Source organism: Bradyrhizobium daqingense (genome assembly GCF_021044685.1).
Taxonomy (GTDB): domain Bacteria; phylum Pseudomonadota; class Alphaproteobacteria; order Rhizobiales; family Xanthobacteraceae; genus Bradyrhizobium; species Bradyrhizobium daqingense.
The window spans coordinates 4,900,320-4,914,275 of record NZ_CP088014.1 but is presented as its reverse complement, the minus strand read 5'-3'; the positions used below and the strand labels follow the sequence as shown (position 1 = coordinate 4,914,275).

Genomic DNA, 13,956 nt, shown 5'->3' with positions numbered 1-13,956 from the left:
TTGTTTATTACGGGGACAACCGACGTTCTACTCCGATCTATCCTTGACAGTCTTAGGTTTGCCATTTTCTCCCGCCGCTGGCGGCGCACGCAAAGATGGTTGAATCGCGGGCTTCAACCTGGGCGAAGACTGGCGCTTTTTGGCAAGAAATTCACAGGGGTAAGCGACGAACGAGCCCGGTCGATCGGCGTGATCGGGCCCAGATCGAGCCAACCGGTCGGGGGTTGACGCCGCGAGCTCAACGCGGCGTCCGTCGCCGGCCCATCACCATTTGCCGCGGAGCGTGATGCTATTCACCACCAATACGGCCAACGCCATCCCTCATAGCGAACATAAGACGGCACCAGCGGCGGGCCATAGGGATCGACCTTGTCGTCTTCCGGGCGATAACGATAGCGCGGAACGATGTTGTAATCCCACGGCGTCGGCCGCAGGACGGGCGCCGTGACGATCAGCCTCTCCTGTGGCGCGCGAACCACTTGCTTCCGAGGCTTTGCCTCGACAGCCGATGTCGCAAGGCTCCCCGCTACCAGAGCCGTCCCGAGCGCATAGGCGATGGTCATTTTCTTCATTGCATCGGTCTCCTTGCCGCCAGAGTGCAAAACGATGCAAGCCAAGGCAAGCGGATTTGTTTTCGACTTCGCCCGAATTGAACGCCGATGCTTCCAATGATGGCGCCTGCGGCCGCGGCACTTTCTCGTGTCCCAGACGCGCCGCAGCGCGCAGCGGTGCGGCGCCGAGCCGGGACCCAGCAAGCTGCACGGCCGGAGTTTTCGACGGAACGTCAGTTCATGTGGAGACAGAGCCGTGATCTCGCCGCTGATGATGCGAGCGACATCCCCCGCCTACGCCCGCGCGCGGCGCACCGCCTCCTCCAGCTTCATTCGCTGCGTGTCCCAGCGGTTCTGCTCGGCCTCCGCACGCTCATCCAGCGCAGCGCGCTCGGCCTCGATCGCCTCCGTCCGCGCCTCGTGCTCCCGCCTCGCTTTGTCCAGCGCGGCTTGCGCGCTCGCAACGGCCTTCTCCCGGCGTGCGCGCTCCGTGGCGCGGGCGGCCTCCTCTTTCCTGCGCTCGGCTTCGCGCCGCCGCTCTTCCTTCGCGAACGCCGCGGCGGCCTTGCGTGCGGCCTGATCGTCGCTCTTGCGCGGCGGCGCCTTTGCGGGCGATTTCTTCGGCGCCTTCGCAGCATGCTTCTTCGGCTTGCGCTTGGGTCCCGCGCCATCCTCGGCGAGGTCGGTCGGCAGCTCCGCGCTTTCGGTGAACGCGCCATTCGAACCGACCGGGCGCCTCAGCACCACGCCGGGCTTCTCCATGGTCGCAGCGACGATGTCGGGGTCGTCGGTCTCCTTCGCAACGCCCTGATGGAACAGATTGGAGCTGGCGCCCCAGGCCTCGAGCGCCGCCTTCATCGAGGGCGCGGCGATCGCCTGATCGTAGAAGCCGAGCGAGGTCTGGTAGGTCTTCAGTTTTCGCTTGAGTGCTTTCGGCATGTCGCTCCGGCGCCCTTCGACGCACAAGCCCGCTGTCGCACCGGCGCCACCATGCCAATATGCCCCATGTTTGCCCGACGAGTCAAACGCGATTCGGGATCGCCGAAGTCGATTGGGGCCGTAAAACCCACTCCTCCATTTCTGAATTTAAGAATCGAGGAATATCAACGGGTTCCCTACTGTGCATGGGGTTGTTTTTAACCCCAGCATATTTTTGGCCCGCAAAGCTCAAGCATCGTCCGGCTCGAGCAGCGCGTCATAACCGCGCTCGCTGAACGCCAACAGACAAAATCCGTGGCCGAACGGATCGGCGAGCATGGCGATCCGCCCATAAGGCGCATCGCTTGCGGCGACCTCGAGGATCGCGCCGGCGCGCAGCGCGCGCTCGACGGCGGCATCGACGTCATCGACGACGATGTCGATATGCACCGGCGTCCAGTGCCGCTCATAGCGGCGGCGATCGCCACCGGCGCCCACCGTGCCGGCCTGTTTGGCCAGGAGATAAACCGGCGCCGGCCATCCCTTCAGCTCGACGAAATCGGTGCCGAAGCGACGACCGACGGTGAGGCCGAACGCTTCCGTGTAGAACGTCGTGGCAGCAGTCACGTCAGGGACGTCGATGTTGAGCAGGAAGGACATGGGCACAGCCTAGCCCGGATGGAGCACAGCGCAATCCGGGATGGTGCCGCACCTGGCGGTCGAGGCTGCGCGGTAACGCTAACGCCCGTTCCGTTTTCGGAACAAACTATTTTCTTATCGCTGTCGCAAATCTATGTAAGGTGAGGGCTGCCGGGCAGGCGTTTTCAGTGCGCATCGATTTTCTCGTCCCGGGGCTGGCTTGCAGGGTTACCTGTTCGATTGCATCACAGCTTTGAGACTTCAGCGGCCGCCCACGGGGCGGCCCTCTTATTTCAGCGCGCCGCGACGCATCGGCGTCTATCGCTGCCGCTGCGCCAAATAGAACCCGCACAGCACCGTCACGAGGCCCGCCGTCTGCAGCGTCGTCGGCGGCTCGCCGAGCAGGATCCAGCCGACCAGCAGCGTCAGCGCCGGCACGATCGCGGGAAACACCGCGGCGCGGGCGACGCCAAGGCGCTGCACCGAGACGGCGAACAGATACAGCGCGGCGGGCCCTGCGAGCACGCCCTGCGCCAGCGCCTGAATCGCGTTCTCGCTGAGGCCGATCGCCGCGATGCGAGCTAGCCCCTCGGTTGCGAGATAGATCGGCAGCAGCAGCAGCGACAGCACGTTGATGACGAGCGCGGCCGACACGGCGGAGACACGCCAATGGCGCAGCAATGTGCCGAAGCCGGCGAACATGAAGCCGGTGAGCACGAAGATCAGGTCGCCCAGCACGCCGTCGGCGCCGATATGGCCGATCGATTCCGCGCCGATCACGCCGAGACCGCCGACGATGACGAGCGCACCGGCAAGGCGCGAGGCGGAGATCTTTTCCTTCAGGAACAGGGCTGCGAGCAGCAGGCCGCCGAGCGTCGCGCTGGAAGGCTGGATCACGCTGCCATGACCGAGCGGCACGAACAGGAAGCCGGTGTAGGAGATCAACGCCATCACCGGGCCGCCCAGCACCATCAGCGCAAGGCCCCTGCCCCAGCCGATGCCGCAGAGATCGGAGATGCCGGCGCGAAAGACCAGCGGCAGGAAGGCGACTCCCGACCAGACATAGCGATGCACGAGCAGGTCGACCGGCGTGAAGCCGAGCTTCAGCCCGTGCCGCGTGGCCGCAAAGCCGAGCGCCCAGAACAGCGCCGCCGCCAGCCCGCAGACGACGCCGAGCACCGCCGGGCTTGCGTCGTTCTTCTCGATGAGAGCGTCAGCGCCGCTCGTCCGCTGATCCATGGGAGAAGCATTATGTCAGCGGGCGAGATGCCTCAACCCACACGGCTGCAAGGCTGGCACGCAGCGGCAAAGGCGAGCTCCTGTTGCGTCACGCCTCCTCCCCGAACACCATGCGCCATCCCTTGCGCGTGTCCATGTATTCGCGCACCTCGCGGATCCTGTCGCCGGCAACAGTGAACACGAAGCAATAGTCGTTCTCGTAAGGCGCTCCGCCGGGAAGCGTGGCGCGCATCCGCTCCTCCACGATCACCCTGTCGCCGTCGGCATGGACGCCAACAAACGCGATGTCGATGTTCGAGAACAGCTTGTGCATCTCCTGCGCGATGAAACGCGCAATCTGCGGCGCGCCGATCATGTGGTCGGTGTGATCGAGCGCGACGGCAGTCGCGTTGCCCTTCGGTGCGATCCATTCGGCATCATCGGTGAACACGGCGGCGATGCATGCAGCATCGCGCGAGGCAAAAGTCTTCCAGGCATTGAGGACGATCTCTTTGGGGCTGGTCACGAGGCGGCTCCGCGGCTTGATTGAATCGAGAGCCGCCTTCTAGGCCGTGGGGCGCCGTGCCGCTCGCCACAATCGGACTCGGTCATTCCGCAGCCCTTCCCTCCGGACGCCTCCGCGCTATCATGCGAACATGCTGAGCTTTGCGACCTGCAACGCCGCGCGCCTGCGCCGCGATCCCCGCTATGACGGACGCTTCTTCACGGCGGTGAAGACCACGGGAATCTATTGCCGCCCAGTGTGCCCGGCCAAGCAGCCGTTGACGCGCAACGTCAGCTATTATCCGACGGCGGCCGCGGCGGAAGCCGCAGGCTTCCGGCCTTGCCTGCGCTGCCGTCCCGAGACGGCACCGTTCTGCCCGGCTTGGAACGGCACACGATCCACGGTCGCGCGTGCGGTGAAGCTGATCAATGACGGCGCGCTCGACCAGGATTCTGTGGTGACGCTGGCGCTGCGGCTCGGCATCTCCTCACGTCATCTGGCGCGGTTGTTCGAGCGGCATGTCGGCGCGACGCCTCAGCAGCTCGCCAAGACGGTGCGCGTGCAGCGCGCGAAGCGCCTGCTCGATGCCGGCGACCGCACCATGACAGAGATCGCATTCCAAGCCGGCTTCGGCAGCCTGCGCCGCTTCAACGCCGCATTCGCCGAACTCTACGGCCGCTCGCCCTCGAGCCTGCGCGCACGGCGCACTTCATCCGGTCTGCGCGCGCGAGAAGATCGAACTTCGATGTCAGTGACTACGTAGGCGGCGGATCGCGCGTTGCGAGACCCGCCACCCGTGTTGCGATATCAGCTCAGCGGGCGGCGCCCGTCGTGACGTCGGCAGTCTTGAGGTTGCGGGACCCCAGCACCTTCAGCTGGTGCGCGGTCGCAACCGTCGTGGGTGCGGTGACCTGCTGCTCGACATGGCCCGCGCCGAGCACACGAACCTGCAACGGAGAGACCGGAAATCCATTGGCCTCATAGGTCGGCAGCTCCGCGGCAAAAGCCGAAGTAGCGCCCGCGATAGTCAGGATGGTTGCGGCGATCGTCAAAGTCTTCTTGTTCATTGGGGATGCTCCTGATGGAAGATGCGGAGCAGATCTAAGCCCGATTTGCTGCGTTGCGACATGCTTTGCTGCATTGCAATAACGCGCGTGGCGCATGGCGATATGTTTAACGCGAACAAAGCCTTGACCGAATCGCGCCGGCCGCGACATGGCGCTTTTATGGGCGGTGGTCAGCCGCCAAGCACATTGCCCCAGCCATCGAATAGATAAGTCTTCCAAGCCACGGTTCCATCCGCGCGCGGCCGGCTGGCCCGCCGGTAGTCGTCGGCCTGATCGGCGGTCCAGGTGATGATCGCGTCGGACACGCGATCATGCAGAATAGCGGGCTCGGTGGGGTCGAAGGCGTCCATGGGCCGAAGCGAGGAATGCGTGCTCATAGGCCGATCAACGCTTGGCCCCGCACAAAGTTGCCGAGGCATCTTCCATGACGCCTTCGTCAACCTCGATCGCAGAAGCCTCTTTGTCCGCTACTTCAATGCGGTCGCGAGCGATTGCAATTTCTCAACGAGATTGGTGCCGAGCGCATAGAGGATTTCGATGATCGCGAGCGCGATGCCCGCCGCGATCAGACCATATTCGATTGCGGTAGCGCCGGATTCATCGGCAAGGAATTCAGCCCATTTGCATTTCAACGTCACGGACGCGTCCTTCTCAATTCTACCGGAAATTGCCGGCGTCGGAGCAAGGCACGTCTCAATCCAAGATTGAGTAAACACGTGTCGTTCAATTTGATCTGAATTGAGGCGTTGCATCTGCAGATATTTTCCAAGGGTTTACATCTTTGGAACCGTTTGGGAACTCGCGTTGCAACTTCGCAACACCCTTTCCGAAAAACCTATTTCCGGAGAATACGCCATTGCGCTGCCATACCGTTCTCCGAACAATTGACGTGCTGCGTGCCTTTCCGTGCAAGTCTTGGTTGTTTGCATCATCGCTGTTCGAACCGGACTGGTTCGGACGGTACTGTTTGGAGGCAGGGATCATGAATGATCGGCGGTCTCTTCTGGTGGCTGTCTCGTGCCCCTTGGCCATTCTCGCCGGCTGGCTGTTGCTCTCATTGTCGGCTTACGCGCCTGCCCTGATCGAAAACAGCGGTGCCAATGCGGCCGCTGTCACGCCCGCGAAGGATCTCAGCCGGCTCGAGCTTGCCGACGTGCCCCGCGCCGCGACCATCGAGGACGGCATTACCCTGACGGCCGACATCGCTGCCGCCGCAGCGATCCCGGCAACGGTTGAAGCGGCCGCACCGGAGGTGCCCGGCCCCGCCGTCAAGCTGGCGTCGGCCGATACCGCGGTGATCCTGCCGGCGGAGCCGCCGCCGGCGCCTCAAATTTCACCTGAGCCGGCGCCCGTCGTCGCCGAGGCCCCGCCAGCGCCGGCGCCAGAGCCCGTCAAGCTCGCATCGGCCGATCCCACCGAGATCGTGACCACGGACGCATTGTCGCCTGCGACGATCGCGAGCGGATCCGCCCCGGTTGCAGCAAGCAAGCCATCGCCGCCTGCCGACACCGTTGCCGTGCTCGACGAATGCTTCGTGATGGACGCCTGCATCGACCGTTATCTCTGGGCGCTGTATGAGCGCACCGCCAAGGAAGACTCGATGAAGGTGGTGGAGCGCCGCCCCGTCACCGTCAAGCGCAAGGGCAAGACGGTGACCGTGATGCGCAGCTTCACCAAGCTCGTCGACCAGGATTTCACCTGGAAGGATCCGAAGGCGGCCGAGCGCGCCGGCATGTCGATGATGGACTACGTCATCGGCGGCATGGACAAGAGTTTCAAGCGAAAGCTGTTTCGCACGCTGCTCGCCGCCGAGGCCGCCGGCCTTTCACCCGGCATCACCAGCGCGTTCCGGGACGACTATCGTCAGTCGATCGCGAGCGGCCTGAAGGCTGCCTCCAACCGCTCGTATCACGGCGGCAGCACGCGCGGCGGCTACGGCCACGGCATGGCCGCCGACATCGTCAGCACCCAGGGCAACAACCGGGCGCAACGTTGGGTCTCGACCGAGATACTGTGGAAGTGGGTCGACGCCAACGGCAAGGCCTATGGCATCGGCCGGCCCTATCTCGGGCGCGATCCGCCGCATGTCGGCCCGATCGACGGTCAGGAATACGTCTCGCGCCGGGGCACGGCCGACCGCAAGGAAGCCAGCGTCAAGCCGAAGAAGACGCATGCTGTAGCCCATGCCAAGCCGCCCAAAACGCAGGCCGCGCGCGGCGAGCAGAAGAGTCCGGCAAAGCCGCAGAAGGCGGCACAATCGGCCGGCAAGCGCGCGACCTGACCGGTTACGGCTTGCTGGCTGGCAGCGGCACGAGGCGCATCTCGGCGGTGCCGGCCTCCTGCGTGCGCACCAGCACGGCAAAGATCGTCTTCACCGCGAGCTGCACCGCCACGTCCGTCGCCTCGCCCTTGGCCAGATGCGCTGCGATCAGACCGGTGAGAAGGTCGCCGGTGCCATAGGGTCGGATCGGCAGACGCGACGTCGCGAAGCGCGACAGATGGCCGTCGGCGCAGAGGATCGTTTCCAGCTGCCCTTCCGCCGTGTCCGCGAGCGTGCAGCCGGTGGCGACGACGTCGCTGTGGCGCCCTCTCGCAAGCGCCGCGCAGGCCGCGCGCAGATCCTGCGCATCGGCGATCGAGAGGCCCGCAAGCAGCTCGAGCTCGAACCGGTTCGGTGTGGTCAGGTTCGCAGCCGGCAGCAGCCGATGCCGGACCACATCCAGAATTCCGTCGGCGACATAGACGCGGCCGTCGTCCCCGATCACGGGATCGCAGAGATAGACGAGCTTCGGATTGTGCACCAACGCTCGCTCGACGAAGTCGGCGACGACGGCGGCATTGCCGGGCGAGCCGAGATAGCCGGTGACGAGCACGGCAGCTTCGTCGACAAGGCCGCGCTCCTCGACACCCCTCAGGAGATCGGCGACCAGCTCGGTCTCGAGCACCCGCCCGCGCAGGCTCGGGTAGCGCGGATGGTTCGAGAGCAGCGTCGTCGGCACCGCCGCGACGTTCACGCCTTCGGCCTGCACGGCATAGGCAGCCGCGCTGTTGCCGACATGGCCGTGGACCACCTGGCTTTGAATGGAAATGACGAGCATGAAGGAGGTCCGTAAGGTCAATTCTCAGAGGAGGCAAGCGTTACGGCGTCTTGTATTCAAGCCCCGGCCGCAGCGCCTGCATCTTGCGCGCCAGCCGCCGGTGCCCGGTCTCCTCCGATTGCGCCAATCGATCCGCGACCGCGACATGGTCCGCATCGCTCTTGTGCTGATTGAGCTTGGCCTGCCCTTCGACTTGATCCACCACGAGATCGACGACGCGGATCGCAGCCAGCATGCTCTCGCGCTTGCCCGGCTCCATCTGCGCGAGATCCCAGGGCTGTTTCGGCAACCGCGCTTCTGAGACTGCAAGCAGCGCATCGCCGTGTCCGCGGTTCTCGTCGAGCCCGCGCAGGTGCGCCACGCCCGACAGGTGCACCGCTTCATAGAGCCAGGTCGAGACGTTGTCGCGCGAGGCATACCAGTCGTTGGAGACGTAGGCGTCGTCGCCGGCGACGATCAGCAGGAATCGCCTGCTGCCATCGGCCAGCGGCACAAGCGGATTTTTGGCGGTGAAGTGAATCTGCGCGATGGTGCAGCCGCCGCGCTCGGTCAGTACGAACGGCACGTGCGAGGCCCGCGGCCCGCGTTCGTCCGCCGCCACGATCACGCCGAAGCCGCGAGATGCGGCAAATTCCAGCGCGCGCTGCTCCTCGATGCGGAACTGGGGACGGAGGACATGCATGGCGCGGCGCTCGACGATTGGACGATGAATGAGGCGAGGCTACCCCATGATCCCGCGAAATCTGAAGAACAATCGGTCCTCGATGCGCTGAAGATGCTCACATCCGATCTGCCTGGCCAGGATCGGTGTCGTGCTGCTCCACCGTCGCACCTTAAAGAGCGCAGCACCATTCATCGCGTGGCGGCTTCTCCGCCATTGGCGGCCGTCCGCGGAACCTCGCGCCTGTCGCAGGCCCGTCACTCAGTCGTGATACCTGCTCCTGATTAAAGCCATGTTCCGCGTGCTAAACAAACCTACCGCGCGGTATCTTTCGAGCCGCGCCATGCCCGAGCTCGCCATGACATCCGCCTTCAATGCTTATGCGGCACTTGCTGTCGCCATCGTCTTCGAGGTCACCGCCTCCGCGTTTCTGCAGCAGTCGGCGCAGTTCACGCGGCCATGGCCGACGCTGGCGATGGTTCTGTTCTACGTCGCCTCGTTCTATGCGCTGTCGGTCGCTATACGCGTCATTCCCCTCAGCATCGCCTATGCGATCTGGGGCGGGGTCGGCATCATCCTGACCGCCACGGTCTCGTTCGTGCTGTTCCATCAGATGCTCGATGCCGCCGCGTTCGTCGGCATCGCGCTGATCGTGTCGGGGGTCGTGATCATCAACCTGTTCTCGGAGACCACGGTGCATTGATGCCGGACAGCCGCTACACCCGCGCCAAGCAGCCTGAGCAGGTGCGGCGCGCTTTGCTCGACCACGCGGCTGCCATCGCGCTGGACCATGGCGTTTCCGGCGTCACGGTGCAGGCGGTCGCGGCGGCGGCCGGTGTTACCAAGGGCGGGCTGTTTCATCATTTCGGGAGCAAGCAGGCGCTGATCGAGGGCCTGTTCGCCGATCTCCTCGCCCGCGTCGATGCCGAGATCGACGCGGCCGTCGAAGCCGATCCCAAGCCGCGCGGCAGCTTCACGCGGGCCTATGTGAATGCGGTGTTCACCGGCAAGGCCTTCGGCTTTGCCTCGCCCTGGGCGGCGCTGTGCATGGTCGTGGTCACCGATCCCTCGCTGCGCCGGCTCTGGAACGACTGGATCAAGGACCGGCTCAAGCGCCATCGCGCCACTGACGCGGCGGCCGATCTTCACGTCGTCCGCCTCGCCGCCGACGGCGCCTGGCTGTCCTATGTCACGACGGGACAGACGCGCATGAGCGCGAACCTGCGTGCCGTGCACGACCGGCTGATCGCGCAGACCTATCGGCGCGGTTAGTGGGACCCGGGACGTCGGCTAGTTTACGCCGGCCGAAGAATCATCGAGGCCGCGATCAAGCCGAGCCCCTATTCAAAAGAGAAAAATCAGATTGCTCCTCAGCGGTCACGCCGCCGACAGCTGCTCGAATTCGGACGGCGCGTAGGCCTTGCCGTCCTGATCGGTGATGACGACCCGCCACCCCTCGCTCGCCCACACCTTCGCCTTGGCCACGATGAGCAACCGGCTCTCGCGGGCGAAACTGTATTTCTCATTGTCGCGTTCTGCGACCATTTTGTAGGCCAATGCGCATCCCCTTGCGTTGCCCTGCTCCCGCCCCTCTCGTGGCAGCCGGCTTTGGCGGCAATTCGCCGGGAGCGTGGCAATTTGGTGCCCTCCGCAGGCCGCACGGCGCTGGCCCGCTCACAGCCGGGTGACCCGGGGTGAGCGCGCCGAACCAGGGACGCGCTTCTGATTGCCGTCGGTGCTCGACTGAGATCTGGCCTGCCCGGCGCCGCTAGTGGACGCGGATCACGTGCGGGCGGCCGAGATCAATCAATCCCTGCACTGCCGAGAGGCGGTCGTCGAGGGCCGCGATGGTGAGCAGCAGATTGTTACGGCGCTCGTCGAGCATGCCCATCTCGGCGCCCGTGAGCTTCGTGCCCGACCGCTCCTTGTGGATTTCTTCGAGAGATTTGCGCAGCCCGGCAATCAGGCCGGACAGCTGCTTGGCCTCCTTGGTCATCGACCGCTTCGCAACGTTATGGCGGCGCGCCTCCGCCTGGCTCTGTCTCATCATCATCCTCCCGTGCCCCGCTGCCCCGAGTGGAATGCTTACAGCTTTGAGTACACATATTACGATCGATGAAATCTGCCCGCGAAGAACTGACTTAAATTGTAAAGGCCTCTCGTAAGAAAAAGCCCGGCGCAATGGCCGGGCTTTGTCTCAGAGCATGACTCTGGAGCTTCGGCTCCGATTCAATCAGAGCCGATAATGCTCTAGTGCTTTTGATGGCCGCCGCCGGGACCACCGGCCGGCGCGCCGCCGCCACGTGGGCCGGCGCTGATGTGCGGAGCGCCGCCACCGCCCGCATGCGGCGCAGGCGCGGCCGCGCGCGACGCCGGCATCTGCGCACGGGCATTCATCGGCGAGCCGTGGCTGACGTTCGGCCGGGCGACCTGCGGCGTTGCGGGCCGTGCAACCGGTGCGGTCGACACACGCGGCGCTTCATGCGCACGCGTCATCGGCTGCGCACGCACGGCGGCGCGGCTTGCAGCATTGTCGCGCATTACGCGCGACTGCGCATCGCGCGGGTCACGGTTCTGCACGGCAGTGCGCTCATTGAGGATGCGCTCGCTGCGTCCGGCGCGGATCCGATCAGCCGTAACCGCATCACGCTTGGTGATGGCGGCAGCGGGCCGGGCCGTCGTGGCGGCATCACGCCGAGAGATTGCAGCCTCTCCTTTGCCGCGCACGCCGCTGCGTTCGAGTGCGATCGCTCCGTCACGCGTCGCAGCGCGACCGATGCGAGCCGCCCGCGGATCAACGGTCATCCGCGTTGCAGAGCGTTGATGCGAGCTCCAGTAATTATTCCAATGAGCGTGGCGGCGATACCAGGGACGTCCGCCATAGTGGCTCGACCAATACGATGTCAGCACGAAGGGAACGACAGGAACGTCAATCACGCCGACATAGTCGGGGAGATAGACGTAATGATTGCGATAGAGGTATTGCAGATATTGCGACGATACCCAGCCGCGATCGTCGGAAAAGCTCACATCGCACCAGGCATTGCCGCGCAGGCAGCCATGGATGTTGACGCGGGCGCCGCCGGGGATGCGATCGACCAGCGGAAAGCCCGTGCCCGGTCCGGCGCGCAGGCCGGTCGAGACGGTGACGATGCCCGGTGCGGCCAGCGCGGCCGTCGGGGCAAGCAGCAATGCGGCAAGTAAAACGCTCTTGAGTCTCATGGCGTGTTCCTCCTCTGCCAGTCGGAACGCGCTGGCGAAACGGGCGTTCCGCCTGAGGTCATCGCATGCGTCGAAAGAGTGAGAACTTAGGCCGCATGCGGTTCAATATTCATTCGCCATTCATCGGCACAGCGCGCAAAAGCGCCGGGCCGTCAGTTTGCTCGCAACATGAAGGCGTCGAAGTACGACGCAAGCCCAGCAAAATCATCGAGCGGCAGCACGTTCGCGACATACTGGTCCGGCCGCACCACGACCAGGCAGCCGGCCTTGCGGTCGATGCCGCGCATTGCAAACACGTCGTTGCCGCTCTTGAGATCCGGGCAGAACATCTTCTCGTAATCGATCAGACCATAGCGCCCCTTGCGCGGGAGCAGCAGAGGCGGCATCGCTTCCACGGCAAGCTGGCGATGATCCTGCTGGAAGACCGCGCGCAGGTCGATCACGCTGTCGATGTCGGCCCCTGAAGGCGTGTGGCGTCTGATCGGCGACTCCCTGGATTCGCCGAGGAAATTGCAGAGAGCGCGTATGGCCGAGCCGGCCGCGGCAGGATTTTCCGCAGGCGAGAACGCGTAGATGCGGAAGCGACCATCAGCCTGCGCCGCGTGGCCGAGATGCACCGGCTTCGCATCTGCCAGCCGGATCACCGGCGCGGAATGGAAGCGGGTGCCGATGACGAGGCCTGCTGCGAGATGCTGATGCGAGGCCGCACCCGTGAGCAGCGACGGACGGTAATGCGTGGCGGTCCCTGCCGTGTAACGCCCATGCCGGACGAAATAGTCCTGTGTCTTCGCCGAATCGGCACCGCCCATCTTGGCAGCCGAGGCGAGAATCCCGGCCCATTCCCGATCGAAGTCGATCAGCTCCTTGGCAACCGCCTGGCGTTCGGCCGAATAGGAATGCAGCAGAGCCGGTGCGCACTGCTTGCGAAGGACGGCGGCGAGCTTCCAGCCGAGATTGAAGGCATCCTGCATCGAGACGTTCATACCCTGTCCCGCCTTCGGGCTATGGGTATGGCAGGCATCGCCGGCGATGAAGATGCGCGGCAGTCGCCCAGCGACCTCGGCCTCCGGCACGTCGTCGAACTTGTCGGTGAGGCGCTGGCCGATCTCGTAGACCGACCACCATGCGATCTCCTTCACGTCCAGCGTATGCGGCTTCAGGATCCGCTGCGCCTTCGCGATCACGTCGTCGGCGGTGATGTTGCGATTGGCGACGCGCTCACCGATGTCGAGCTTGGCGAGCTCGACATAGATGCGGACCATGTAACCGCCCTCGCGCGGAATGATCAGCAGGCTGCCGTCGTTCGCCGACTGGATCAGCGACTTGAAGCGGATGTCCGGGAAGTCGGTCACCGCCAGCACGTCCATCACGCCCCAGGCATGGTTGGCGGAATCGCCGTGCAGCTCGCGGCCGATCGACTTGCGCACCGTGCTGCGCGCGCCGTCGCAGCCGACGACATAGCGCGCCCGGATTGTCTCGACCTTGTTCCCCTCAGCGGCATCGACGCATTCGAGACGCACCGTCACCGCGTGAGCGGCGGCATCAACGGCGGGTTCGACCTGGAGATCGAGCACGCGCCGGTTGTAATACGGCGCGAGCTTGGCCGACGATTTGCGCATGACATCGAGAAATGCGTCGTGGATGCGTGCCTGGTTGAGAATGACATGCGGGAATTCCGACAGCCCGTCCTCGACATCCTGCACCCGTCCACTGCGCACGATGGCCTCAGGCCGCCGCGCGTCCGGCTTCCAGAACGTCGTCTCATTGATCCAGCATGCCTCCTTTTGCACGCGCTCGCTGAAGCCGAAAGCGTGAAACATCTCCAGGGTGCGGCAGGCGATGCCGTCGGCCTGCCCGACCAGCAGGCGGCCGGGCTTCTGCTCGACGATGCACGTCTTGATGTCGGGGAATTGCGAGAGCTGGGCGGCGAGCGTCAAGCCGGCCGGCCCGCAGCCGACGATGAGGACGTCGACCTCCTCGGGCACGCCGCCCGCCGCATCCGGGGCCTGAACGCGTGCGGCAGGATCCGCGATCTCGGGATCGCCCGGCTGAAATCCATTCAGATGGAATTGCATGA

Annotated in this window: 18 protein-coding genes; 4 read left to right on the top strand and 14 right to left on the bottom strand. The window is 64.8% G+C overall.

What is annotated here, in order from left to right; all coding sequences use genetic code 11:
• Window positions 1-293: 293 nt before the first annotated feature.
• From LPJ38_RS23240 to LPJ38_RS23220, 5 genes are all read right to left on the bottom strand, one after another.
• The gene (locus LPJ38_RS23240; protein ID WP_060737711.1) at window positions 294-572 is read right to left on the bottom strand and encodes a hypothetical protein; all 279 of its coding nucleotides are present in this window, start codon (window positions 570-572) and stop codon (window positions 294-296) included.
• Window positions 573-845: 273 nt separating this feature from the next.
• Window positions 846-1,490 (bottom strand): cell envelope biogenesis protein TolA, encoded by a 645-nt coding sequence (locus LPJ38_RS23235; protein ID WP_145631491.1) that lies wholly within the window; start codon window positions 1,488-1,490, stop codon window positions 846-848.
• A gap of 228 nt (window positions 1,491-1,718) precedes the next feature.
• Window positions 1,719-2,129, bottom strand: a complete 411-nt coding sequence (locus tag LPJ38_RS23230) for a VOC family protein (protein WP_145631493.1) — start codon at window positions 2,127-2,129, stop codon at window positions 1,719-1,721.
• 297 nt (window positions 2,130-2,426) lie between these two features.
• Window positions 2,427-3,347, bottom strand: a complete 921-nt coding sequence (locus LPJ38_RS23225) for a DMT family transporter (protein ID WP_145631496.1) — start codon at window positions 3,345-3,347, stop codon at window positions 2,427-2,429.
• Window positions 3,348-3,435: 88 nt separating this feature from the next.
• Complete coding sequence (locus LPJ38_RS23220; protein ID WP_145631501.1) at window positions 3,436-3,852, bottom strand: nuclear transport factor 2 family protein; 417 nt, start codon at window positions 3,850-3,852, stop codon at window positions 3,436-3,438.
• Window positions 3,853-3,982: 130 nt separating this feature from the next.
• Here LPJ38_RS23220 and LPJ38_RS23215 point away from each other — a divergent pair, with 130 nt between their 5' ends.
• Window positions 3,983-4,594 carry a bifunctional transcriptional activator/DNA repair enzyme AdaA gene (locus LPJ38_RS23215; RefSeq protein ID WP_145631504.1) on the top strand — a complete coding sequence of 204 codons (612 nt, stop codon included), beginning with the start codon at window positions 3,983-3,985 and terminating at the stop codon, window positions 4,592-4,594.
• A gap of 49 nt (window positions 4,595-4,643) precedes the next feature.
• Here LPJ38_RS23215 and LPJ38_RS23210 read toward each other — a convergent pair whose 3' ends face one another.
• The 3 genes from LPJ38_RS23210 to LPJ38_RS23200 all read right to left on the bottom strand — a co-directional run bounded on the left by LPJ38_RS23210 (window position 4,644) and on the right by LPJ38_RS23200 (window position 5,536).
• Complete coding sequence (locus tag LPJ38_RS23210; RefSeq protein ID WP_145631507.1) at window positions 4,644-4,898, bottom strand: hypothetical protein; 255 nt, start codon at window positions 4,896-4,898, stop codon at window positions 4,644-4,646.
• Between the two features lie 170 nt (window positions 4,899-5,068).
• Window positions 5,069-5,248: a hypothetical protein gene (locus LPJ38_RS23205; RefSeq protein WP_231088381.1), complete on the bottom strand. Its 180-nt coding sequence runs from the start codon at window positions 5,246-5,248 to the stop codon at window positions 5,069-5,071.
• 117 nt (window positions 5,249-5,365) lie between these two features.
• On the bottom strand, window positions 5,366-5,536 hold the full coding sequence (locus LPJ38_RS23200) for a Flp family type IVb pilin (RefSeq protein ID WP_145631510.1): 171 nt from the start codon (window positions 5,534-5,536) through the stop codon (window positions 5,366-5,368).
• A 344-nt stretch (window positions 5,537-5,880) separates the two neighbouring features.
• On the opposite strand from LPJ38_RS23200, the gene LPJ38_RS23195 reads away from it, so the two are divergent.
• A complete protein-coding gene (locus tag LPJ38_RS23195; RefSeq protein WP_145631513.1) occupies window positions 5,881-7,179 on the top strand; it encodes a M15 family metallopeptidase domain-containing protein in 1,299 nt (432 codons plus the stop codon).
• Between the two features lie 4 nt (window positions 7,180-7,183).
• Here LPJ38_RS23195 and pdxY read toward each other — a convergent pair whose 3' ends face one another.
• Together pdxY and LPJ38_RS23185 are read right to left on the bottom strand one after the other, a co-directional pair.
• Window positions 7,184-7,996: a pyridoxal kinase gene (gene pdxY, locus LPJ38_RS23190; protein WP_145631517.1), complete on the bottom strand. Its 813-nt coding sequence runs from the start codon at window positions 7,994-7,996 to the stop codon at window positions 7,184-7,186.
• Between the two features lie 40 nt (window positions 7,997-8,036).
• Entirely contained in the window at window positions 8,037-8,678 is a 642-nt protein-coding gene (locus LPJ38_RS23185) for an FMN-binding negative transcriptional regulator (protein ID WP_145631520.1), read from the bottom strand.
• Window positions 8,679-9,015: 337 nt separating this feature from the next.
• Between LPJ38_RS23185 and LPJ38_RS23180 the strand changes: the two genes are divergently transcribed.
• Entirely contained in the window at window positions 9,016-9,360 is a 345-nt protein-coding gene (locus tag LPJ38_RS23180) for a DMT family transporter (RefSeq protein ID WP_145632494.1), read from the top strand.
• Entirely contained in the window at window positions 9,360-9,929 is a 570-nt protein-coding gene (locus LPJ38_RS23175; protein ID WP_145631523.1) for a TetR/AcrR family transcriptional regulator, read from the top strand. The genes LPJ38_RS23180 and LPJ38_RS23175 overlap by 1 nt, the downstream gene beginning before the upstream one ends.
• Before the next feature lie 105 nt (window positions 9,930-10,034).
• Here LPJ38_RS23175 and LPJ38_RS23170 read toward each other — a convergent pair whose 3' ends face one another.
• The 4 genes from LPJ38_RS23170 to LPJ38_RS23155 all read right to left on the bottom strand — a co-directional run bounded on the left by LPJ38_RS23170 (window position 10,035) and on the right by LPJ38_RS23155 (window position 13,954).
• Complete coding sequence (locus LPJ38_RS23170) at window positions 10,035-10,214, bottom strand: hypothetical protein (protein WP_167520408.1); 180 nt, start codon at window positions 10,212-10,214, stop codon at window positions 10,035-10,037.
• 211 nt (window positions 10,215-10,425) lie between these two features.
• Window positions 10,426-10,653, bottom strand: a complete 228-nt coding sequence (locus LPJ38_RS23165) for a hypothetical protein (RefSeq protein ID WP_231088380.1) — start codon at window positions 10,651-10,653, stop codon at window positions 10,426-10,428.
• 254 nt (window positions 10,654-10,907) lie between these two features.
• On the bottom strand, window positions 10,908-11,879 hold the full coding sequence (locus LPJ38_RS23160) for an SH3 domain-containing protein (protein WP_145631530.1): 972 nt from the start codon (window positions 11,877-11,879) through the stop codon (window positions 10,908-10,910).
• A 152-nt stretch (window positions 11,880-12,031) separates the two neighbouring features.
• Window positions 12,032-13,954 (bottom strand): FAD-binding monooxygenase, encoded by a 1,923-nt coding sequence (locus LPJ38_RS23155; RefSeq protein WP_167520413.1) that lies wholly within the window; start codon window positions 13,952-13,954, stop codon window positions 12,032-12,034.
• Window positions 13,955-13,956 lie beyond the last annotated feature (2 nt).

Coding starts and splice junctions, on each gene's coding strand:
- LPJ38_RS23240 (WP_060737711.1), bottom strand. CDS start 572: ATGAAGAAAATGACCATCGCCTATGCGCTCGGGACGGCTCTGGTAGCG.
- LPJ38_RS23185 (WP_145631520.1), bottom strand. CDS start 8,678: ATGCATGTCCTCCGTCCCCAGTTCCGCATCGAGGAGCAGCGCGCGCTG.
- LPJ38_RS23175 (WP_145631523.1), top strand. CDS start 9,360: ATGCCGGACAGCCGCTACACCCGCGCCAAGCAGCCTGAGCAGGTGCGG.
- pdxY (WP_145631517.1), bottom strand. CDS start 7,996: ATGCTCGTCATTTCCATTCAAAGCCAGGTGGTCCACGGCCATGTCGGC.
- LPJ38_RS23165 (WP_231088380.1), bottom strand. CDS start 10,653: ATGACCAAGGAGGCCAAGCAGCTGTCCGGCCTGATTGCCGGGCTGCGC.
- LPJ38_RS23215 (WP_145631504.1), top strand. CDS start 3,983: ATGCTGAGCTTTGCGACCTGCAACGCCGCGCGCCTGCGCCGCGATCCC.
- LPJ38_RS23160 (WP_145631530.1), bottom strand. CDS start 11,879: ATGAGACTCAAGAGCGTTTTACTTGCCGCATTGCTGCTTGCCCCGACG.
- LPJ38_RS23225 (WP_145631496.1), bottom strand. CDS start 3,347: ATGGATCAGCGGACGAGCGGCGCTGACGCTCTCATCGAGAAGAACGAC.
- LPJ38_RS23230 (WP_145631493.1), bottom strand. CDS start 2,129: ATGTCCTTCCTGCTCAACATCGACGTCCCTGACGTGACTGCTGCCACG.
- LPJ38_RS23195 (WP_145631513.1), top strand. CDS start 5,881: ATGAATGATCGGCGGTCTCTTCTGGTGGCTGTCTCGTGCCCCTTGGCC.
- LPJ38_RS23235 (WP_145631491.1), bottom strand. CDS start 1,490: ATGCCGAAAGCACTCAAGCGAAAACTGAAGACCTACCAGACCTCGCTC.
- LPJ38_RS23180 (WP_145632494.1), top strand. CDS start 9,016: ATGACATCCGCCTTCAATGCTTATGCGGCACTTGCTGTCGCCATCGTC.
- LPJ38_RS23155 (WP_167520413.1), bottom strand. CDS start 13,954: ATGCAATTCCATCTGAATGGATTTCAGCCGGGCGATCCCGAGATCGCG.
- LPJ38_RS23205 (WP_231088381.1), bottom strand. CDS start 5,248: ATGGACGCCTTCGACCCCACCGAGCCCGCTATTCTGCATGATCGCGTG.
- LPJ38_RS23210 (WP_145631507.1), bottom strand. CDS start 4,898: ATGAACAAGAAGACTTTGACGATCGCCGCAACCATCCTGACTATCGCG.